This window comes from Maribacter sp. Asnod1-A12, assembly GCF_045063735.1.
Taxonomy (GTDB): Bacteria; Bacteroidota; Bacteroidia; order Flavobacteriales; family Flavobacteriaceae; genus Maribacter.
Genome location: NZ_JBEFNZ010000006.1, coordinates 1589373 through 1609937, shown reverse-complemented (window position 1 = coordinate 1609937; position 20565 = coordinate 1589373). Strand labels below are relative to the sequence as shown.

General features: G+C 35.6%; 18 protein-coding genes. 12 read left to right on the top strand and 6 right to left on the bottom strand.

Annotated elements, in window-relative coordinates; all coding sequences use genetic code 11:
- Together ACJJVP_RS06795 and ACJJVP_RS06790 are read left to right on the top strand one after the other, a co-directional pair.
- On the top strand, window positions 1–1404 hold the full coding sequence (locus ACJJVP_RS06795; RefSeq protein WP_405412003.1) for a TolC family protein: 1404 nt from the start codon (window positions 1–3) through the stop codon (window positions 1402–1404).
- A gap of 17 nt (window positions 1405–1421) precedes the next feature.
- Window positions 1422–2000: a TetR/AcrR family transcriptional regulator gene (locus tag ACJJVP_RS06790; protein ID WP_405412001.1), complete on the top strand. Its 579-nt coding sequence runs from the start codon at window positions 1422–1424 to the stop codon at window positions 1998–2000.
- On the opposite strand, the gene ACJJVP_RS06785 is transcribed toward ACJJVP_RS06790, so the two are convergent.
- Window positions 1997–2470 (bottom strand): CYTH domain-containing protein, encoded by a 474-nt coding sequence (locus ACJJVP_RS06785; protein WP_405412000.1) that lies wholly within the window; start codon window positions 2468–2470, stop codon window positions 1997–1999. The two genes, ACJJVP_RS06790 and ACJJVP_RS06785, sit on opposite strands and share 4 nt — an antisense overlap.
- Window positions 2471–2522: 52 nt before the next feature.
- On the opposite strand from ACJJVP_RS06785, the gene dinB reads away from it, so the two are divergent.
- The 6 genes from dinB to ACJJVP_RS06755 all read left to right on the top strand — a co-directional run bounded on the left by dinB (window position 2523) and on the right by ACJJVP_RS06755 (window position 10885).
- Complete coding sequence (dinB, locus tag ACJJVP_RS06780) at window positions 2523–3626, top strand: DNA polymerase IV (protein ID WP_405411997.1); 1104 nt, start codon at window positions 2523–2525, stop codon at window positions 3624–3626.
- A gap of 111 nt (window positions 3627–3737) precedes the next feature.
- Entirely contained in the window at window positions 3738–4163 is a 426-nt protein-coding gene (locus ACJJVP_RS06775) for a hypothetical protein (RefSeq protein WP_405411995.1), read from the top strand.
- A 147-nt stretch (window positions 4164–4310) separates the two neighbouring features.
- Window positions 4311–5396, top strand: coding sequence for an efflux RND transporter periplasmic adaptor subunit (locus ACJJVP_RS06770; protein WP_405411993.1), 1086 nt, complete (start codon window positions 4311–4313; stop codon window positions 5394–5396).
- A gap of 16 nt (window positions 5397–5412) precedes the next feature.
- Window positions 5413–8661: an efflux RND transporter permease subunit gene (locus tag ACJJVP_RS06765; protein WP_405411991.1), complete on the top strand. Its 3249-nt coding sequence runs from the start codon at window positions 5413–5415 to the stop codon at window positions 8659–8661.
- Window positions 8648–10096, top strand: a complete 1449-nt coding sequence (locus ACJJVP_RS06760; protein ID WP_405411989.1) for a TolC family protein — start codon at window positions 8648–8650, stop codon at window positions 10094–10096. The genes ACJJVP_RS06765 and ACJJVP_RS06760 overlap by 14 nt, the downstream gene beginning before the upstream one ends.
- Before the next feature lie 264 nt (window positions 10097–10360).
- Window positions 10361–10885 carry a PAS domain-containing protein gene (locus ACJJVP_RS06755; protein WP_405411987.1) on the top strand — a complete coding sequence of 175 codons (525 nt, stop codon included), beginning with the start codon at window positions 10361–10363 and terminating at the stop codon, window positions 10883–10885.
- Window positions 10886–10957: 72 nt separating this feature from the next.
- On the opposite strand, the gene pyk is transcribed toward ACJJVP_RS06755, so the two are convergent.
- The 5 genes from pyk to ACJJVP_RS06730 form a co-directional block, all read right to left on the bottom strand.
- The gene (gene pyk, locus ACJJVP_RS06750; protein WP_405411984.1) at window positions 10958–12400 is read right to left on the bottom strand and encodes a pyruvate kinase; all 1443 of its coding nucleotides are present in this window, start codon (window positions 12398–12400) and stop codon (window positions 10958–10960) included.
- A 2-nt stretch (window positions 12401–12402) separates the two neighbouring features.
- Window positions 12403–12867 carry an IPExxxVDY family protein gene (locus tag ACJJVP_RS06745; protein WP_405411982.1) on the bottom strand — a complete coding sequence of 155 codons (465 nt, stop codon included), beginning with the start codon at window positions 12865–12867 and terminating at the stop codon, window positions 12403–12405.
- A 115-nt stretch (window positions 12868–12982) separates the two neighbouring features.
- Entirely contained in the window at window positions 12983–13717 is a 735-nt protein-coding gene (gene rnc / locus ACJJVP_RS06740) for a ribonuclease III (protein ID WP_405411980.1), read from the bottom strand.
- Between the two features lie 9 nt (window positions 13718–13726).
- Window positions 13727–14977, bottom strand: coding sequence for a beta-ketoacyl-ACP synthase II (fabF, locus tag ACJJVP_RS06735; protein ID WP_405411978.1), 1251 nt, complete (start codon window positions 14975–14977; stop codon window positions 13727–13729).
- A gap of 107 nt (window positions 14978–15084) precedes the next feature.
- Window positions 15085–15318: an acyl carrier protein gene (locus ACJJVP_RS06730; RefSeq protein ID WP_008269813.1), complete on the bottom strand. Its 234-nt coding sequence runs from the start codon at window positions 15316–15318 to the stop codon at window positions 15085–15087.
- A gap of 292 nt (window positions 15319–15610) precedes the next feature.
- On the opposite strand from ACJJVP_RS06730, the gene ACJJVP_RS06725 reads away from it, so the two are divergent.
- The 4 genes from ACJJVP_RS06725 to ACJJVP_RS06710 all read left to right on the top strand — a co-directional run bounded on the left by ACJJVP_RS06725 (window position 15611) and on the right by ACJJVP_RS06710 (window position 19806).
- A complete protein-coding gene (locus ACJJVP_RS06725) occupies window positions 15611–16186 on the top strand; it encodes a phosphoribosylglycinamide formyltransferase (protein WP_405411976.1) in 576 nt (191 codons plus the stop codon).
- Complete coding sequence (locus tag ACJJVP_RS06720) at window positions 16186–16821, top strand: viroplasmin family protein (RefSeq protein ID WP_405411974.1); 636 nt, start codon at window positions 16186–16188, stop codon at window positions 16819–16821. The genes ACJJVP_RS06725 and ACJJVP_RS06720 overlap by 1 nt, the downstream gene beginning before the upstream one ends.
- Before the next feature lie 114 nt (window positions 16822–16935).
- Window positions 16936–17862, top strand: coding sequence for a PfkB family carbohydrate kinase (locus ACJJVP_RS06715; protein WP_405411972.1), 927 nt, complete (start codon window positions 16936–16938; stop codon window positions 17860–17862).
- A 45-nt stretch (window positions 17863–17907) separates the two neighbouring features.
- Window positions 17908–19806: an amidophosphoribosyltransferase gene (locus ACJJVP_RS06710; RefSeq protein WP_405411971.1), complete on the top strand. Its 1899-nt coding sequence runs from the start codon at window positions 17908–17910 to the stop codon at window positions 19804–19806.
- Window positions 19807–20565: the final 759 nt, after the last annotated feature.

The window sequence follows — 20565 nt, the reverse complement described above, 5'->3', positions numbered from 1 at the left end:
ATGAATAAATTAGTATCTAATAAACTTATACTGGTCGCTTTTCTGCCACTTTTATTGCAGTCTTGCTTTACCGCAAAAACATACGAGCGCCCAGATTTGGAAACAGAAAACCTGTTTCGAACCGATAATTTACCTCAAGACAGTGTATCTTTTGCATCGGTTTCTTACCAAGACCTTTTTACAGATTCTTATTTGAAGACCTATATTCAAAAAGGATTGGTAAACAACCTTGACATTCGCATTGCACTTCAGAGCATTGCGTCTGCAGAGGCTTATGTTAAGCAAGGTAAAGCTGGTTATTTACCTACTATTACTGGTGCTGCAAGTGCGACCAGAACTGCAAGAACTAGTGAGAACGGACAATTTGGTAGTTTTTTCACTCAGCCTTTCAATCAATATGAAGCATCTGGTACGGCATCTTGGGAAGCTGATATTTGGGGAAAAATAAGAAGTACAAAACGCGCTAGCGATGCGAGCTACTTACAAACAGTAGCAGCGCATAAAGCTGTAAAAACAAGTTTGGTAGCACAAATTGCTACTACTTACTATCAAATTTTAGCTTTAGATAAGCAGATTTCTGTTACCGAAGAAACAATTGAAAACCGTTCTAAAAGTTTAGAGACTATTACAGCTTTAAAAGAAGCAGGGCAAGCGAACCAAGTAGGTGTAGATCAAACTGCTGCGCAATTATATAGCGCTCAAAGTCAATTACTAGACCTTAAAAATGCATTGTATCAAACTGAAAATACCATGAGTATTCTATTAGGCGAACAACCACAAACCTATGCTCGTACCACTTTAGATGAGCAAACTCTGACTAACGATCTACAACTAGGCGTTCCAACTCTTTTACTTCGTAACCGACCTGATGTTATGCAGGCAGAATATGGTTTAGTCAATAGTTTTGAACTGACCAATGTTGCTCGAAGCAATTTTTACCCTTCAATTACCCTTTCTGCCCAAGGTGGATTTCAAAGTTTAGAAATTGATGATTGGATAGACTCTAGTTCCATTTTCGCAAATCTAGTAGGTGGCTTAACTCAACCCATTTTTAATGGAAGAAAAATAAGAACAGCTTATGAAGTAGCCCAAGCTCAGCAAGAACAAGCAGTATATATGTTCAAGAAAACACTTTTAAATGCTGGTCAAGAGGTATCCAATGCTTTGTATGATTATAATATCTCTTTAGAAAAAGAAGAATTTATCTCTAAACAAGTATCAGCATTAAAACGTGCAGAAAGTAATTCTGAAGAATTATTGAATAGTGGTTATTTAACGTACCTAGATCTTTTAACTGCTAGAGAAAATGCTTTAACAGCAGAACTTAGTTTGGTAGATAACAAATTATCACAATTGTCTGCTACGGTTGAGCTATATCGTTCGCTTGGCGGTGGATGGCATTAGGTTCATGTTTATTTGAAATGCAGAAAAAAACTACATATATCGAGCAAGCGCTATTGCTGTTCTCTAAGTACGGATGCAAAAGGGTCGGAATGGATGATGTTGCTGAGACCCTTGGAATCTCTAAGAAAACACTATATGAGATTTTTGATAATAAGAATCAGTTGGTTCATGAAAGCATTGCTCTTTTACTGAATCGAACACATGAAAAAATGATACGATTTTATCAACTATCTGAAGAAGCATTAGAACCTTTTGATAAAATAATACATATTTCTAGGGTAGGACTTGAAGAGTTGAGAAAATTGAGCCCTACTTTTTTGTTCGGTCTAAAAAAATACTATCCACAATCATATAAGCTATATGATGATTTTGCACAAGCTATAATTTACACCTATATTCTTGACCTTTTACAAGAGGCCGAAAATAAAGGGCAATTAAGAAAGAACATTAATATTAAACTTATCTGTGAGCTATTTCTTCTTAGAATTAACGAAGTCATACTACCCAATAGAGATTTCTTTGATAGCTACAGTAATAATGAATTACTAGAACATTTGGTAATTGTTCCATTAAACGGAATTCGAAAAACGAATTAATCGATCCAATTCTTAAATGGGTGTTCACTTAGCTGTGAATTGTAATACTTTACCTCACCCGTTACTTCAACACCCAACCAAGTTGGCTTCTGAAATGATTCATTTTCATCGTTCAGTTCTATTTCGGCGATAGTCAATCCTTCATTCTCTCCAAAAAATTCATCAACTTCATAGACATGATTTCCAACGTTAATTTCATATCTATACTTATCTAGAATTCCTTTTTCACATAATTTCAAAAGTGCATCAGCTTCTTCTACAGATATTTCTTTTTCCCATTCAAACCTAGAAGTACCTGTGGCGTTAGATTTCCCTTTTACAGTAATAAATCCTGCATCACCCTTTATTCTTATCCTTACCGTTCTACTAGGGTCTCTATTCAAAAAACCTTGAACAATACGTGTTTTAGATGTTGCTTCAGATTTATAATCGTCAGATTTCACCAAAAATTTACGCTCTATTTCTATCATATGAATGGTTAAAACTACTATCCAAAAACTAAGATAAGTCTTAAATTTGCTTATGCCCAATGAAATGCCCTTGCGAAAAATTATTCATGTTGATATGGATGCATTTTATGCATCTGTAGAAGAATTGGATAACCCTGATTTAAAAGGGAAACCTTTGGCAGTAGGTGGCAGTGAAAAAAGAGGTGTAGTATCTGCAGCGAACTATGAAGCTCGCAAGTTTGGGGTACGTAGTGCAATGAGCGGATTTCAAGCCAAAAAAAATTGCCCACACTTAACCTTCGTTAAACCTAGGTTTGAACGGTACAAGGAAATTTCAAAACAAATACGAGCTATCTTTTTTGAGTATACAGATTTAGTTGAACCGCTATCTTTAGATGAAGCTTATCTTGATGTTACCGTCAACAAGAAAGGAAATCCTTCCGCTACTATGTTGGCCACTGAAATACGACAACGTATATTAGAGAAAACAGGCTTAAATGCATCCGCAGGTATTTCCATCAACAAATTTATTGCTAAAGTTGCCAGCGATATCAATAAACCCAATGGACAAAAAACAGTAAATCCAGAAGAGGTAATTCCTTTCTTGGAAGAATTAGATATACGTAAGTTCTATGGTGTAGGTAAAGTCACTGCTGAAAAAATGTATAAGCTGGGCATTTTTACCGGTAAGGACTTAAAAGGAAAATCTATCGAATTTCTAGCAGAGAATTTTGGTAAGAGCGGTCCTTACTATTACCACGTAGTTCGTGGTATTCATAATAGTGAAGTTAAACCACATCGCATTCCAAAATCCGTTGGTGCAGAACGCACTTTCAATGAAAACCTCAGCAGCGAGGTTTTCATGCTAGAACGTTTAGAACATATTGCCCAAGAACTTGAAAGAAGATTGACGAAATCTAAGGTAGCAGGTAAAACTATAACGCTGAAAATAAAATACAGCGATTTCACCTTGAACACAAGAAGTAAAACAATGCCCTATTTTATTGCTGATAAAGACCTTATTTTAGAAACTGCAAAGGACCTTTTGTATCAAGAAGAACTTCAAAACTCGGTCAGATTACTTGGTATTTCACTTTCTAACTTGAATACCAATAAAAAAGTAGCAGAAAAAATTGAGGATAAATCAATTCTAGTACAATTAAAGTTCGATTTTTAGTAAATACACCATACTTTTCTACTCTTTTGACGAATAATCATAAACCTTAACAAAAATTAACGGCGTTTAGTTGTACATCATAAATAGCTAGAATAATTTTGAACAGTTAAAATGAAAAAGAACTTTTTACAATTTATTCTTTTTATCTGCCTACTTCTTTCAAGTATAGGTGGTACTCTATTTGCTAATTACAATATAGAGGGTTCTTCATTTTACACCACTAATCAGGTTTCAAAATTTTTCAGTTCAAATCAGAATTTTGGCGACCATAACCATAAGGCGGTTTTAAAAAACGTTTTTGGAAATGATGTAAAATCTTTAGAATTCGATGCTGTAGAAATTGAAGAAGAGGAAGAAAGCAAACATTATTCTTTAAGCAGCTCTGTTGATCAAAATTATCCATCGGCAGCTTTCTATTTACTTTCATTACTTTTCCTTTTTAGTTATTTAGAAAATAGCAACACACTTTCCAAGCTATTTAAATCCTTCTCTACAGTTGATAGGCGCTTTGTCCTATACCAGGTATTTCGTATCTAAAATCTATTTTGGTCTAGATTCTAATCTGACCCGACACTTCTTTTTTTACACAATTTAATTATTGTTTCAATATTCATTTTGCGTTTGAAACTTGTGTGTCTCCGCGCATTTAAAATTCATTTTTCCAATCAATTAAATATTCATTTTATGACCAAGAGAATTCTCCTGATCACAATCGTATGCGCATTATTTATAGCTACGAGTTGTAATTCCAAAAAAGAAAAAAAAGAGGAACATACAAAGTTTCTTATTACAAGTCCCATTAAAAAAGACACATCGATCACCAAAGATTATGTTTGTCAAATAAATTCATTTAAACATATTGAGCTCAGAGCCCTTGAAAAAGGGTATTTGAAGGAAATTCACGTAGATGAAGGTCAGCTAGTTAAAAAAGGGCAAAAAATGTTCAATATAATGCCCAATATCTATGAAGCAGATTTACAAAAAGCAAAGGCAGAGGCCAAGGTTGCTGAAATTGAGCTGCAAAACACCCAACTTTTAACAGATGGTAATGTCGTTTCTAAAAATGAGCTTGCCATGGCAAAAGCCAATTTTGACAAAGCCAATGCCGAAGTTTCCTTAGCTCAGACACATTTAGGATTTACCAACATACGTGCTCCTTTTGACGGTATTATGGATTACCTGCATGCTAGAGAAGGTAGCCTTTTAGATGAGGGTGAATTACTTACAACATTGTCAGACAACTCTAAAATGTGGGTATATTTTAATGTTCCAGAAGCAGAATATTTAGACTACATCATCAGCACGGATAAAGATGATAAAAAAGAAGTGCAACTTTTAATGGCGAACAACAAAAGATTCAACCAAAAAGGTATTGTTGAAACTATTGAAGGTGAATTTAATAACGAAACAGGTAACATAGCTTTTAGAGCAACATTCCAAAATCCTGATCAAATTCTTAGGCATGGAGAAACCGGTAGTGTACTTATGACCATACCGTTTAAGGATGCCTTAATTATTCCACAAAAAGCCACTTTTGAAATATTAGATAAGCGTTATGTTTTTGTTTTAGACCAAGATGATGTGGTGCACCAAACTGAAATAGATGTCGCTGCAGAGCTTCCACACCTTTTTGTTATTAGCAAAGGTCTTCAACCAAAAGACAGAATCTTAGTTGATGGTATTCGTATGGTTAAAAACAACGAAAAGATAGAAACTGTATTTGCTGAACCAAACGAGGTGATGTCAAAATTGGCCGTTTACGCCGAGTAATTTAAAAACAAAAAACATGTTCAGTAAGTTTATAAAAAGACCGGTATTGGCTATCGTCATATCGGTGATAATCGTATTTGTAGGGTTGCTCTCTATAAAGCAATTACCTATTTCACAGTTCCCCGATATTGCGCCTACGACGGTCAATATCTTTATTGCCTACCCTGGTTCTAGTGCAGATGTTTTGGTGAAATCTACGCTTATTCCCTTAGAAACCGCCATAAACGGTGTACAAGGTATGCGTTACATTGCATCAGATGCTACCAGTGCAGGTGAAGGTACGCTCCGTATTATTTTTGAACCTGGCACAGACCCAAATCAAGCCGTCGTCAGGGTAAAAACAAGAGTGGATCAAGTAATGCCATTGTTACCAGAATTAGTACAACGAGAAGGTGTCATCATTACTCCCGTACAGCCCAGTATGTTAATGTACGTGAACCTTTATAGTGACAATAGTGATGACCATGAGTTGTTTCTTTATAACTATGCCTACACTAAAATGATTCCTGAAATTCAGCGAATAGACGGTATAGCTAGTGCTCAAATTTTAGGTAGCCGTAAATATGCCATGCGTGTTTGGTTAAAGCCAGACCGTATGCGTGCCTACAATGTATCTGCCGAAGAGATTCTTGAAGCTATGGAAGAGCAAAGTATTTTGGCTCGCCCTGGTAGAATTGGGCAAAGTTCAGGTAAAACATCGCAGTCGTTAGAATATGTGCTTCTCTACCAAGATAGGTATGATGAACCACAGCAGTACAAGGACATAATTTTAAAAGCGAATCCTGAAGGTGAAATTTTAACTTTAGGAGATGTTGCCGATGTTGAATTGGGAAGTGAATTTTTTGATATTTATTCTAACCTAGACGGTAAGCCCTCTGCCTCTATTGTCTTAAAACAAACCTTTGGCAGTAATGCCAGTGATGTAATTACCGAGGTAAAGGATAAATTAGCAGAACTAAAATCTGAGTTGCCAAGTGGCATGGATTATAAAATTAGTTATGACGTTTCTAATTTCTTAAACGCATCTATAGAACAAGTTATACATACGTTAAGAGATGCCTTTATACTGGTTGCCATTGTGGTATTCCTCTTTTTAGGTGATTGGCGTTCTACCTTAATTCCCATTATTGCAGTACCTGTTTCCTTAATTGGTGCATTTTTCATCATGCAGTTATTCGGGCTCTCCATTAACCTTATTACCTTATTCGCACTGGTACTCGCCATTGGTATTGTGGTCGATGATGCGATTGTGGTGGTAGAAGCAGTGCATGCCAAAATGGAAGAAACACATTTGGGCCCCTATGAGGCGGTAAAACTTGTGGTTAATGAGATTGGTGGTGCCATTATCGCCATTACTTTAGTGATGGTTTCGGTATTCGTACCTATTGCATTCATGTCTGGACCTGTTGGTGTTTTCTACCGGCAATTTTCCATAACCATGGCGGGCTCAATTATTCTGTCAGCCATTGTAGCATTAACATTAACCCCAGTACTTTGTGCCATGATTCTTAAAAACAATCACGGTAAGGAACGTAAAAAATCTCCTATAGATAAATTTATAGATTGGTTCAACCGAGGGTTCGAAAAGCTAACCGGCAGGTATGTTAAGGTGCTAAATAAAATCGTCGCCAGAAGGGTACTTACTTTCAGTATTCTAGGCGCGTTCTGTGTTGGTATTTTTTTTACCAACGAAACCTTACCTGCAGGATTTATACCTAACGAAGACCAAGGTATGATCTATGCTATTATTCAGACTCCACCAGGTTCAACCCTAGAGCGTACGAATGATGTGGCTAGAAAACTACAAATTATTTGTGAGGAGACCGAAGGTGTTGAATCTGTTTCTTCCTTAGCAGGTTATGAAATTATGACCGAGGGTCGTGGTTCTAATGCCGGTACGGTTTTAATTAACCTGAAACCTTGGGGAGACCGCCATCATTCCGTTCATGAAATTATGGAAGAGCTTGAGGAGGAAACTAAAGACCTTGGTGCCGTAATTGAATATTTTGAACCGCCTGCCGTACCTGGTTTTGGTTCTTCTGGCGGATTTTCCATGCGTCTTTTAGATAAAACCGACGGAACGGATTATCACGAGTTTGAAAAGATAAATAACGAATTCATGGAAGCTTTATCCGAGCGTGATGAACTTACCGGGTTATTTACTTTTTACTCTGCCAACTATCCGCAGTACGAGTTAAAAATCAATAACAAAATTGCTATGCAAAAAGGGGTTTCCATAGATAAAGCCATGGAAAACTTGAATATTCTTATTGGTAGTACCTACGAGCAAGGTTTTATTCGTTTTGGTAGATTCTTTAAAGTGTATACACAAGCAGCTCCTGAATACAGGGCTTTGCCTTCGGATTTAGAGAAGCTATTCGTGAAAAACGAAGAAGGTGAAATGGTACCGTATTCGGCGTTTATGTCTATGGAAAAGAAACTTGGACCTAATGAAATTACCCGATACAACTTGTACAATTCGGCTTCCATTAGAGGACTACCTGCAGAAGGTTATACTAGTGGCGATGCCATTAACGCTATTAATGAAGTTGCCGAGCAAACACTGCCAAGAGGTTTTGATGTCGCTTGGGAAGGACTGTCTTATGACGAGGCACAAAGAGGAAATGAATCTATTTACATATTCTTGGTCGTTCTAATTTTCGTGTACTTCGTGCTTGCGGCACAATATGAGAGTTTTCTACTTCCACTTGCTATTATTCTATCCTTACCTATTGGGGTGCTAGGTTCTTTCTTTATGCTAAAGACCATGGGGCTCGCAAATGATGTTTATGCACAAATCGGACTAATCATGCTCGTCGGGCTTCTAGGTAAGAACGGGGTGCTTATTGTGGAATTTGCCGTGCAAAAACGACGACAGGGCAGTACTATTCTAGAATCTGCCATTGAAGGGGCAAAGGTGCGTTTTAGACCTATATTAATGACTTCATTTGCGTTTATTGCAGGTCTTATTCCTTTAGTAATCGCACACGGTGCAGGGGCAATAGCAAATAAAACAATTGGTAGTTCTGCCATGGGTGGTATGCTTATGGGAACCTTAATCGGTGTACTTATAATTCCAGGTCTGTATTACATATTTGCTAAAATGGCAGATGGTCGCGGACTTATAAAAGGGGAATCTGACGAGCCAGTTTCTGAAGAGTTCATGCGACTTAGCGAAGGTGAAAGCAAAACCCGACAGAAACTTAGAGAACTAAAACAAATGATTAAAAAACTAACCAAAAAACAAGAAGATGGTCAAAATTAAAAAAACCATGAAGCATGGTAAATTACTTTTGGTGGTTCTAATTAACGTAGGTTTATTCTATTCGTGTGTACCTACGAAAGATCTAAAAGAAGTAAATAAAAATTTGCCTACACGATATGATAATCTGGTCGCAGATTCTACGAACAGTGCAGTATTAAAATGGAAGGATTTCTTTAAAGATGAAAACCTTACAAAATTGATTGATACCGCATTGGCAAATAACCAAGAATTACGCATTATGATGCAGCAAATTGATGTCGCCCATAATGAAGTAAAAGCGAGAAAAGGAGAATACTTGCCTTTTGTCAACTATGGTGTAAGTGCCGAAGTTGAAAAAGTAGGTGAATATACCCGCGATGGTGCTGTGGAACAAAATCTGAATATGAAAGACGGAGAAGAATTTCCCGAGCCTTTAACGGATTACTCTGCCGGACTTTTTGCCACTTGGGAACTTGATGTTTGGAAGAAGCTTCGCAACTCTAAAAAGGCAGCTGCTCTAGAATACCTATCTACCATTGAAGGTAAAAACTTTATGGTCACTAGACTAATTGCCGAAATTGCAGATTCTTATTATGAGCTTATCGCATTAGACAATCAACTAGCATTTATAGAGCAAAACCTTGACTTACAAGGCAATGCGCTTAAAATGGTACGATTACAAAAAGAAGCTGCAAGAGCCACAGAGCTTGCCGTTAGAAGATTTGAAGCAGAGGTTTTAAAAAACCAAAGTCACAAGTTTGAGGTACAGCAAGAAATTGTTGAAATAGAAAACAAATTAAATTTTTTAATTGGACGCCAACCTCAATCCATTGCACGTAATTCTGAAGGGTTTATTGAAACCCAAATGGATACTATTTATGCCGGATTACCATCTCAGTTATTATTAAACAGACCTGATATTAGACAAGCTGAATATGAGTTAGAAGCTGCAAAGCTAAATATTAAAGTAGCAAGAGCTAACTTCTACCCGTCGATTGGCTTAAAAGCAGGTGTTGGGCTACAAGCATTTAAAGCTAAGTACTTGACAGAGACTCCAGAATCGATAATATATAGTGCAGTTGGTGATATTGTTGGTCCGTTGATTAATAGAAATGCTATTAAAGCAAATTACAATACCGCTAACTCAAAGCAAATTCAAGCAGTTTATGAATATGAAAAAGCAATTTTGAATGGTTATATTGAAGTTGTAAATCAGTTGTCAAAAATGGAGAATTTGAAACAGAGTTATGACTTAAAGGAACATCAAGTAAAGGCATTGACAGAATCAATTGATTTATCGACACGATTATTTCAATCTGCAAGAATTGAATACATTGAAGTATTACTGACACAACGCGAAGCGTTAGAGTCTAAGATGGAATTGGTCGAAACTAAAAAAGATCAATTAATGGCAAGAATAAACATCTATCAAGCATTAGGTGGCGGATGGAACTAGTACTGTCATAAACAAGTAAAATTGAGTTTTAAAACCCTAGTAAGAGTATTTCTTATTAGGGTTTTTATTATTTAGCGTATTTTATGAGAAAATAAAGCAATTTAGTGTTCAACTTTTTTGACTTCGTTTTTAAGTATTAGCAACTAAGACTTAAACATTAATACTAATACTACTTTAAAATTATAACTGTCAAAAGTAATTTTTTAGCTTTAACACTAATTGCTATGAATAAGAAAATATAATTACCTCTATAAACTACACAGTATGATAGATTTGAAAGATTACGACAATGCCGTAATCAAGTTTAGAAAAACTTTAAATTTTACGATGTTACCCATTCTATCTTGGGATTTTTATGCTTCTAATTATGAAGAAATAAAACAAATCGAAGAAGATGCAGTTGCCCTTTTAAGTTTGGTTTACGCCAATTCTTGGGATATTGACACCAACATTCTAGATACCAAATTAAAAGAAAATAAAAACGTTGTTGTGGTAACCGACACCAAGTTAAACATTGTTTTTGCTACTAAGAATATGTGGAATATGAGTCAATATCATCCTCAAGAAATAATAGGGAAAAGTCCAAAAATGTTTCAGGGAAAATTGACATCTTCCTCTACTTTAAAAATTGTATCTGATGCAGTAAAAGAAAAAAGACCTTTTGAAGTTACTTTAGTCAACTATAGAAAAGATGGCTCTACTTATAATTGTTGGATTCAGGGACAACCCGTTTTTGACAATAAAGGTGAGGTAGTTAATTTTATTGCTTTTGAAAAGGAAATAGCTTAATCGGATAAAATAAAAGTATAAAAAAAGGATTGCTTTAGAGCAATCCTTTTTTTTAAATCATATTTATTCTGATTATATATCACCAGATTCAATTTCTGTAACCCTTAAGGTATTCACCATTCCTTTATCTTTAATCGGCATGGCTGCGAGGCTAATTAACATATCCCCAACCTGTAAATACCCTTTATTGAATGCAATACGGTTTACATCATCAATAGTATCATCAGTTGAAACAAATTTATCGTAGTAAAAAGCTTTAACACCCCACAATAGATTCAATTGTGTTAGTATTCTTTTGTTTGAAGTAAATACAAGAATATGCGCACTAGGTCTCCATGCTGAAATTTGAAAAGCCGTATACCCACTATTTGTTAATGTAGAGATTCCTTTTGCCTTAATTTCATTTGCCATTAACGCAGCATGATAACAAATTGATTTAGTTATAAATCTTTTCGTACGAATATGCGGTGGATCATGAGGAACATGAATTAAATCTGAACCTTCTACACTCTCTAAAATACTTGACATTTTTTCAATAACCTGAACAGGATAATTACCAACAGATGTTTCACCAGATAACATTACCGCATCTGCACCATCCATTACAGAATTAGCAACATCGTTCACCTCGGCCCTTGTTGGCGTAAGGCTCGTAATCATTGTCTCCATCATCTGAGTCGCAATAATTACCGGTATTCTAGCTTTCTTAGCTCTTAATACCAATTGCTTTTGAATTAATGGAACTTCATGAGCAGGTACCTCAACACCTAAATCACCACGGGCAACCATTAAACCATCACAATAAGCAACAATCTTATCAATATTCTCTACTGCCTCCGGCTTCTCGATTTTAGCAATAATCGGAATTTTATGTTCAGAATGTTTATTGATAATATTCTGAAGATCGATCAAATCTTGGCTAAAACGAACAAAAGAAAGTGCAATCCAGTCTACCTCTAAAGAAATAGCGAATTCGGCATCCTTAACATCTTTCTCTGTTAAAGCAGGCAAAGATATATTTGTATTTGGTAAGTTAACCCCTTTCTTAGACTTCAATGGCCCGCCTTGTATTACCTTGGCTAAAACCTCATCTTCTCCATTGGTCTTTACAACCTCGAACATCAATTTACCATCATCTAAAAGAATACGTTCCCCAGCTTTAACATCTCTAGGAAATTCTTTATAATTCATGTAAACACGTTCTGCAGAACCTTCAAATGGTTCACCGGTTACAAATGTTATTTCATCACCTGGACTAACTACAACATCACCTGCCATTACGCCTACACGTAATTTGGGACCTTGTAAATCGGCTAAAATAGATGTATTGGTATCCATTTCAGCGTTTAGTTCGCGAATCATTTCTACACGTTCCTTTACATCAGCATAATCTGCATGAGAAAAGTTAATTCTGAAGACATCTACTCCTGCATCAATCATGCTCCTGAGTACCTCTTTCTTGCTAGTTGCAGGCCCTAATGTGGCTACAATTTTCGTCTTTTTTACAGTTGGCATATTTAAAAAATTAGATTGTTCTTTGATTTTAGTTTTTCTGTACTTATTTCATATGCTGCCATAACTCTTGGCAACATCAATATTTTTTTAATTAAGGAATTTATATCAAAATCCTTTTCTGTTTCTATTTTCAATAGATAATCAACATCTTTATACTCTGGCATCAACCTTGGAGTTTTATATGTTGTTTCGTTCTTAAATAAATCTTCATGTATTATGAGTTCTTTTTCACTGCTATGATTCGCAATTAATACCCAATACATATCATTATACTCATCTTCCCATTCGAAAATGGGAAACGATTTATGTTCAGCAAGATTAAAATTCTTTTTTGCTCTTACAAATTTTGCCTTCATACTTTGGTTTAAACCGTAGGCCAAAGCAAAATCTTCTAAGGTAGTGTGTAAAGCTATAAGGCTAAAAGATTCATCGTAAAAATCATCATTTATTTTATAAGTAGCAGCCATACTTCAACAAAAGGGTAAATATAGAACTTCTAAGCTATAATGCCTAGTTACTTAATTTGATAAAAACACTTTAAAAGTTATTAAAATGTTAGCATTTAATCATTTTGGTAAATGATTAATTTTCCATCTTGTCCTGCAATGCAAAAAATGCTCTTTTAGCCGCTCTTTCTTCGGCTTTTTTCTTAGAAGTCGCTCGAGCTTTTGCAACGACATTACCACCTATTGAAAGCTTAACGGCAAAATGTTTTAATGGATCATTGCCTGTATCTTCATACACATCAAAATCAAAAGTTTTCTTCTTTTTCTGACACCATTCGATTACGAGGCTCTTATAACTTATGACTCTACCTTCTAATTGCTCGATATCGACATAAGGCTCAACAACTCTCTTTTGAATAAATTTTTCGCAATATTTATATCCTCTATCAAGATAAATCGCCCCTACCAGAGCTTCAAAAACATTACCATGTATATTTTGACCAAAGTGTGACTTAGGAATTCTACTTTCAACATAATTGATCAATCCTAGATCTTTTCCTAATTCATTCAAATGCTCCCTGCTAACAATTTTAGATCGCATTTTAGTTAAATAGCCTTCATCCCCTTCTGGCACTTCGCTATAAAGATGTTTGGAAATTATGGTACCCAACATAGAGTCACCCAAGAACTCTAGTCTTTCATAATTCATAGCGTTACCCTTATCATCTTTTATATTCATTGACCTATGAAGAAAGGCCTTTTTATAAAATGATAATGTTTTAGGCTTAAAACCTAAAATTCTAGTTATTCCCAAAAAAAAATCCCCATCCTCTTTTGGATGGGAATTAAATAAGTTTGTGGGAAATGACATAAATACTAATTAATCAATTTTTTTAAAAACTACACATGCATTGTGTCCGCCAAAACCGAATGTGTTACTCATGGCAACTTTAACATCTCGTTTTTGAGCTTTGTTCAATGTAAGGTTTAAACTAGCATCTATATTCTCATCTACCGTTGTATGGTTAATGGTTGGTGGTACTATACCATGCTCCATCGCCAATATTGAAGCGATTGCCTCAATAGCCCCTGCCGCACCCAATAAGTGACCGGTCATTGACTTGGTCGAATTTATATTTATTTTCTTAGCATGTTCGCCAAATACTTTGGTTATTGCCTTAAGTTCAGCAACATCACCTAAAGGTGTCGAAGTACCATGCGTATTAATGGCATCTACATCTTCAATTGACATACCTGCATCTCTTAAACAGTTTTCCATTACTCTAACTACCCCTATCCCATCTGGGTGTGGTGCAGTCATATGGTAAGCATCACTTGACATACCGCCACCTGCTACTTCTGCATATATTTTTGCTCCTCTTGCAACAGCATGCTCATATTCCTCAAGAACCAATGCTCCTGCCCCTTCACCTAAAACGAAACCATCTCTAGTTGCGTCGAAAGGTCTTGAAGCTGTTTCTGGACTATCGTTTCTTGTTGATAATGCGTGCATTGCCCCAAAGCCACCCATACCTGCAATGGTTACAGCTGCTTCACTACCACCTGTTACAATAACATCACAATGACCTAAACGTATATAGTTCAAGGCATCTATCATTGCATTGGCCGAAGAGGCACAAGCTGAAACTGTTGTATAGTTAGGACCCATAAAACCATGTTTTATAGAAATGTTCCCCGGTGCTATATCAGCAATCATCTTTGGTATAAAGAATGGATTGAATCTTGGTGTACCATCACCATTGGCAAAATTCATGACCTCGTTCTGGAAAGTTTCCAACCCTCCGATTCCTGCTCCCCATATTACGCCAACACGAAATTTATCTACTTTTTCTAAATCTAATTTAGAATCAAGAATAGCTTCGTCTGAAGATACAAGTGCATACTGTGCAAATCTATCTAACTTACGGCCTTCTTTTCTTTCAAAGTGATCTTCGGTCTTGTAATTCTTTAGCTCACATGCGAATTTTACTTTGAATTTCTCTGTATCGTAATAAGTAATTGGTGCTGATCCACTTTTACCGTTGACCAAAGCTTCCCAATACTCTTCAATATTATTACCTATAGGGGTAAGTGCCCCCAAACCTGTAACTACAACTCGCTTTAACTGCATTTAACTTCTTATTTGTTTAAATCTAAACCAAGCGTAAATTAAAAAAAATTATCCATGCGGAGCATTTACCACATGGATAATTTGAATTCTATTCAAGAAAACATGTTTTACTTCGCTTCTTCTATATAGCTGATGGCTTGACCAACAGTTGCGATATTCTCAGCTTGATCGTCTGGAATTTGGATATCAAATTCTTTTTCGAACTCCATTATCAACTCTACCGTGTCTAATGAATCTGCGCCTAAATCGTTAGTAAAGCTAGCCTCGGTTACCACTTCGTTTTCATCAACTCCTAATTTATCAACGATGATAGCTTTAACTCTTGATGCAATGTCTGACATAATAATATTTGTTTTAAAAATTTAAATTGAAGGCAAAAATAAAAAACTTTGGTTTAATTACACTAATTGTCGTTAAAATGTATGGTAATTTAATAAAATTAAAGACATGTGCAGTAATTTTACCACATTAATATTTTGTTTCGGTAACGTTGATAAAAGGTATTTAAAAGTAGCGAGGTAATTAGAACTTTAAATGATAATCGTTTTTTTCTATATTCTGACAAGCTTTAAATTTACTTTATTTGCCTAACTTAAAATTTAATTGATTGCCCTCTTATAAAGACCACTTGTATTGAAAACCAAAAAAATTATTCTTTTTGCCTCAGGTTCTGGATCTAATGTTGAAAACATTGCCAACTATTTTAAACTCCGCAAAGATGTTACTATATGCTGTGTACTAACTAACAAAAGCGATGCCAAAGTCATTGAACGCTGCAACAGACTTGAAATAAACGCCATATTCTTTAATCGCCAAGCATTTTCTAAAAGTGACTTTATTTTAAATATGATAAAGTCACTAAAGCCAGACCTTATAGTATTAGCTGGCTTTTTATGGAAAATACCAGAATCTATCACCAATGCTTTCCCTAAGCAGATCATAAATATTCATCCTGCGTTACTACCTAAATATGGCGGTAAGGGCATGTACGGTATGAACGTTCATAATGCAATTAAGGAAAATAAAGAGACTGAAACCGGTATTACCATACATTACGTAAATGCACATTATGATGAAGGTGCAATTATCAAACAAGCAAAAGCAACCATTGATGAAAACGACACCGCAAATGATATTGCCGCTAAAGTCCACGAATTAGAATATGAATACTTCCCAAAAGTTATTGACGAAATTTTATCGAAACAATAATGGCGAAAAAAGGAAAATTCTATGTAGTATGGAAAGGTAAAAAACCAGGCATCTTTGATTCATGGGCAGCATGCAAAAAATCTATTGCTAACTATGCCGGCGCAGAATACAAATCTTTTGAATCTTTTGACATCGCCAAAAAAGCCTATAATGGTAATTACGCCGATTTTAAAGGAAAGAAAAAAACAACCTCCACCTTATCTAAAGAAGAATTGGCAAAAATAGGTTTGCCAAATTATCATTCTATTTCTGTTGATGCGGCTTCTAGTGGAAATCCCGGAGTTATGGAATACCAAGGTGTTGATACCAAAACGGGCAAAAAATTGTTTAAACAAGGTCCCTTTCCCCAAGGCACCAACAATATCGGCGAATTTTTAGCTTTGGTTCACGGACTAGCATTTTTGAAAGAGCGTAATAGCGACCGTATTATATACACAGATTCTAGAACCGCCATGAGTTGGGTACGAAAAAAGAAATGTAATACTAAACTAACAGCATCTGCCAAAAACAAAAACCTTTTTGAACTTATAGCTAGAGCTGAAGACTGGTTAAAGAAAAATAAATACACTACAGTTATCGCAAAATGGGAAACGAAGGCTTGGGGAGAAATTCCTGCTGATTTTGGTAGGAAATAATTGGCATTTTGTATCAACAATTCGCCTTTGATAACTATTACAATTTGTATTTCATAATCCATTTTAATTAGCCTTTCAAAATCGTATATTTGCATCTTAAATTTTTTCACATTTATGGGCAAGCTTTTAATTGTAGGAACTGTCGCTTTTGACGCCATCGAAACTCCTTTTGGCAAAACAGATAAAATTTTGGGCGGCGCAGCTACCTATATTGGATTAGCGGCATCTCAATTCGATGTAGATTCAGCTATTATATCTATCGTAGGTGATGACCTACCTCAAGAATATTTAGACTTATTAACCGATAGGGGTATTGACATATCTGCCTTAGAAATCGTAAAAGGTGGTAAAACTTTCTTTTGGAAAGGCAAATACCATAACGATTTAAATTCCAGAGATACTTTAGCTACAGAACTAAATACCTTAGAAGACTTCAACCCTGTTGTTCCTGAAAATTACAATGACGCCGATGTAGTAATGCTAGGCAATCTTCACCCAATTGTTCAATTAGGTGTAATTAATCAGATGAAAAAACGACCAAAATTAATCATATTGGACACTATGAACTTTTGGATGGACAATGCTTTAAATGATTTAACGGAAGTGATTAAACATATCGATGTTTTAACCATCAATGATGAAGAGGCTAGACAATTAACGGGCGAATACTCTTTGGTAAAAGCTGCACAAAAGATTTTTACCATGGGCCCTAAATATGTAGTGATCAAAAAAGGAGAACACGGTGCTTTATTATTTAATGAAGACCAAATTTTCTTTGCACCGGCACTACCTTTAGAAGAAGTTTTTGACCCTACAGGTGCCGGCGATACATTTGCAGGTGGTTTTTCAGGATACTTGGCAGCAACCAACGATAGTTCTTTTGAGAACATGAAGAAGGCTATTATACACGGATCCAATTTAGCATCGTTCAGTGTCGAAAAATTTGGCGCAGAAAGAATGATTCATTTAGAACGTAAAGAAATTAGAGAAAGACTGCATCAGTTTAAAAAACTGACACAGTTTGACATAGAATTACAATAAACACTTAACCCCAAATATTTGGGGTTTTTTTAATACCAAAAAGTAATGAGTGACGCAATTAAGCATGAATGTGGTATTTCTGTAATACGGTTATTAAAGCCTTTAGAGTATTACAAGGAAAAGTATGGAACAGCATTTTATGGTGTAAATAAAATGTATCTAATGATGGAAAAACAGCACAATCGTGGTCAAGACGGTGCAGGTTTTGCCAGTATAAAATTAGATGTAAAGGCTGGAGAACGTTATATGAGCCGTGTTCGTTCTTGTCAACAACAACCTATACAAGATATTTTTGCCCAAATCAACGACCGTATAAATACCGAGCTTAAAGAGCACCCTGAGTATGAAGATAACGTGGCTTTGCAAAAAAAGCATATACCCTATATAGGCGAGTTACTTTTAGGCCACGTACGTTATGGAACTTTCGGAAAAAACAGTATCGAAAGTGTACACCCATTCTTGAGACAGAACAACTGGATGCACCGTAACCTTATTGTTGCAGGTAACTTCAACATGACCAATGTTCATGAACTGTTCGATAATCTTATTCAGCTAGGGCAGCACCCAAAAGAAATGGCGGATACGGTTACAGTTATGGAAAAGATAGGTCATTTTCTTGATGATGCGGTTGCGAAACTATACAAGCAAATCAAGAAAGAAGGCTATACCAAACAGCAAGCTTCAGCAATTATTGCAGAACGTTTAAAAGTGCATAAAATATTAAAAAGGGCCGCGAAGAATTTCGATGGCGGTTACGCAATGGCCGGCTTATTAGGCCATGGTGATTCTTTTGTTTTAAGAGACCCAAGCGGAATTAGACCTGCTTATTATTATAGGGATGACGAGGTTGTGGTGGTAGCATCAGAACGCCCTGCTATACAAACGGTCTTCAACGTACCTTACGAAGAAGTAAAAGAACTAGACCCAGGGGCAGCTATTATTATTAAAAAGAACGGAACTAGCACAATAGAACAAATTCAAGAACCAAAAGAACGTAAGGCATGTTCTTTTGAACGCATCTATTTCTCTAGAGGTAGTGATAAAGAAATCTACCAAGAACGTAAAGCTTTAGGTAAGTTGGTTTTTCCTCAAATTTTAGAATCTATAAATGAGGATATCAAAAATACAGTCTTCTCATATATTCCAAATACGGCCGAGACTTCTTTCTATGGTATGGTCAAAGAAGCGCAGAACTATCTAAACAAGAAAAAAGAAGAACAAATTCTTGCTTTGGGTACTGGAATAACCGGTGAACAACTTCATGAAATATTAGAAGTACGACCTAGAATCGAAAAAGTGGCCATCAAAGATGCCAAGCTTAGAACTTTTATTACTCAAGATAGCAGTAGAGATGACCTTGTAGCCCACGTCTACGATATTTCTTATGGCTCTGTAAAAAAAGGTGATAATCTTGTTATTATAGATGATAGTATCGTTCGTGGCACAACTCTTAAAAAGAGTATTTTAAGAATACTTGATAGACTTTCACCTAAGAAAATTATTGTCGTTTCATCTGCACCTCAAATAAGGTATCCTGATTGTTATGGTATAGATATGGCCAAGCTAGAAGACTTTATAGCCTTTAAAGCGGCCCTAGCTTTACACCAAGACAACAACTCTATGCATATAGTTGAGGATATTTACAAAAAATGTCTTACTCAGGTAAATAGTCATGATAATGATGTTATTAATTATGTAAAAGAATTCTACGCACCATTTACCGCTAAAGAGATTTCAAAGAAAACAGGAGAACTATTAAGTCCAGAAGGAATAAATGCAGAAGTTTCTATCATATATCAAACGATCGAAAGTTTACACGAAGCTTGTCCAAAAAATTTAGGAGATTGGTATTTCACCGGTAATTATCCAACACCAGGCGGAAACAGAGTTGTAAACAGAGCTTTCATAAATTTCTATGAAGGAAATAATGAACGCGCTTATTAAATAATATTTCGATGAAATGCACAAATATTGTGTATTTCATCGACAAAATTAGTATTTTATCGATGGAATAGTCGATTTGACTTAACCCGCTTTACATTTAAAGCTACCATAGCATAAGTAGGTTAAGTTCATGGTAAGATTTGGGGCAAAAAAGGTGGAGATTTCTCCACCTTTTTTATTTTTAATTTTTTCCACCCTACATGCTTGTAATCCCTTTCTTCACAAAGAACCCTTTAACGTAATTACAAGACGTTCAGCCAATTCCTTTTAAAAGCATTAATAAGCCTATTACATTTACAGAACCATAGCATAAGTAGGTTAAGTTCATGGTAAGATTTGGGGAAAAAGACGGGGCATTGCTCCGTCTTTTTATTTTACAGCCCTTTCTAACTTCTCTATTCCTATAAATTATTCCTCAATTATTAATTTCGGTATTACAACTTAAGTTTGTGACGTACAACGATTAGCTTTTTGTATACCACTACCTGCACATATATTTACAGAACCATAGCATAAGTAGGTTAAGTTCATGGTAAGATTTGGGGAAAAGACGGAGCATTGCTTCGTCTTTTTATTTTACAACCCTTTCTAACTTCTCTATTCCTATAAGTTATCCTCAATTATTAATTCTAGTAGTACAACCTAAGTCTGTGACGTACAACGATTAGCTTTTTGTTTGACAGCATATGCCTATATATTTACAGAACCATAGCATAAGTAGGTTAAGTTCATGGTAAGATTTGGGGAAAAGACGGGGCA

Excerpts from the sequence above, each read along its gene's own strand:
- ACJJVP_RS06770 (WP_405411993.1), top strand. The coding sequence starts at position 4,311 with ATGACCAAGAGAATTCTCCTGATCACAATCGTATGCGCATTATTTATA.
- ACJJVP_RS06760 (WP_405411989.1), top strand. The coding sequence starts at position 8,648 with ATGGTCAAAATTAAAAAAACCATGAAGCATGGTAAATTACTTTTGGTG.
- fabF (WP_405411978.1), bottom strand. The coding sequence starts at position 14,977 with ATGCAGTTAAAGCGAGTTGTAGTTACAGGTTTGGGGGCACTTACCCCT.
- rnc (WP_405411980.1), bottom strand. The coding sequence starts at position 13,717 with ATGTCATTTCCCACAAACTTATTTAATTCCCATCCAAAAGAGGATGGG.
- ACJJVP_RS06765 (WP_405411991.1), top strand. The coding sequence starts at position 5,413 with ATGTTCAGTAAGTTTATAAAAAGACCGGTATTGGCTATCGTCATATCG.
- ACJJVP_RS06755 (WP_405411987.1), top strand. The coding sequence starts at position 10,361 with ATGATAGATTTGAAAGATTACGACAATGCCGTAATCAAGTTTAGAAAA.
- ACJJVP_RS06795 (WP_405412003.1), top strand. The coding sequence starts at position 1 with ATGAATAAATTAGTATCTAATAAACTTATACTGGTCGCTTTTCTGCCA.
- pyk (WP_405411984.1), bottom strand. The coding sequence starts at position 12,400 with ATGCCAACTGTAAAAAAGACGAAAATTGTAGCCACATTAGGGCCTGCA.
- ACJJVP_RS06715 (WP_405411972.1), top strand. The coding sequence starts at position 16,936 with ATGGGCAAGCTTTTAATTGTAGGAACTGTCGCTTTTGACGCCATCGAA.
- ACJJVP_RS06785 (WP_405412000.1), bottom strand. The coding sequence starts at position 2,470 with ATGATAGAAATAGAGCGTAAATTTTTGGTGAAATCTGACGATTATAAA.
- ACJJVP_RS06710 (WP_405411971.1), top strand. The coding sequence starts at position 17,908 with ATGAGTGACGCAATTAAGCATGAATGTGGTATTTCTGTAATACGGTTA.
- ACJJVP_RS06775 (WP_405411995.1), top strand. The coding sequence starts at position 3,738 with ATGAAAAAGAACTTTTTACAATTTATTCTTTTTATCTGCCTACTTCTT.
- dinB (WP_405411997.1), top strand. The coding sequence starts at position 2,523 with ATGCCCAATGAAATGCCCTTGCGAAAAATTATTCATGTTGATATGGAT.
- ACJJVP_RS06730 (WP_008269813.1), bottom strand. The coding sequence starts at position 15,318 with ATGTCAGACATTGCATCAAGAGTTAAAGCTATCATCGTTGATAAATTA.
- ACJJVP_RS06745 (WP_405411982.1), bottom strand. The coding sequence starts at position 12,867 with ATGGCTGCTACTTATAAAATAAATGATGATTTTTACGATGAATCTTTT.
- ACJJVP_RS06720 (WP_405411974.1), top strand. The coding sequence starts at position 16,186 with ATGGCGAAAAAAGGAAAATTCTATGTAGTATGGAAAGGTAAAAAACCA.
- ACJJVP_RS06790 (WP_405412001.1), top strand. The coding sequence starts at position 1,422 with ATGCAGAAAAAAACTACATATATCGAGCAAGCGCTATTGCTGTTCTCT.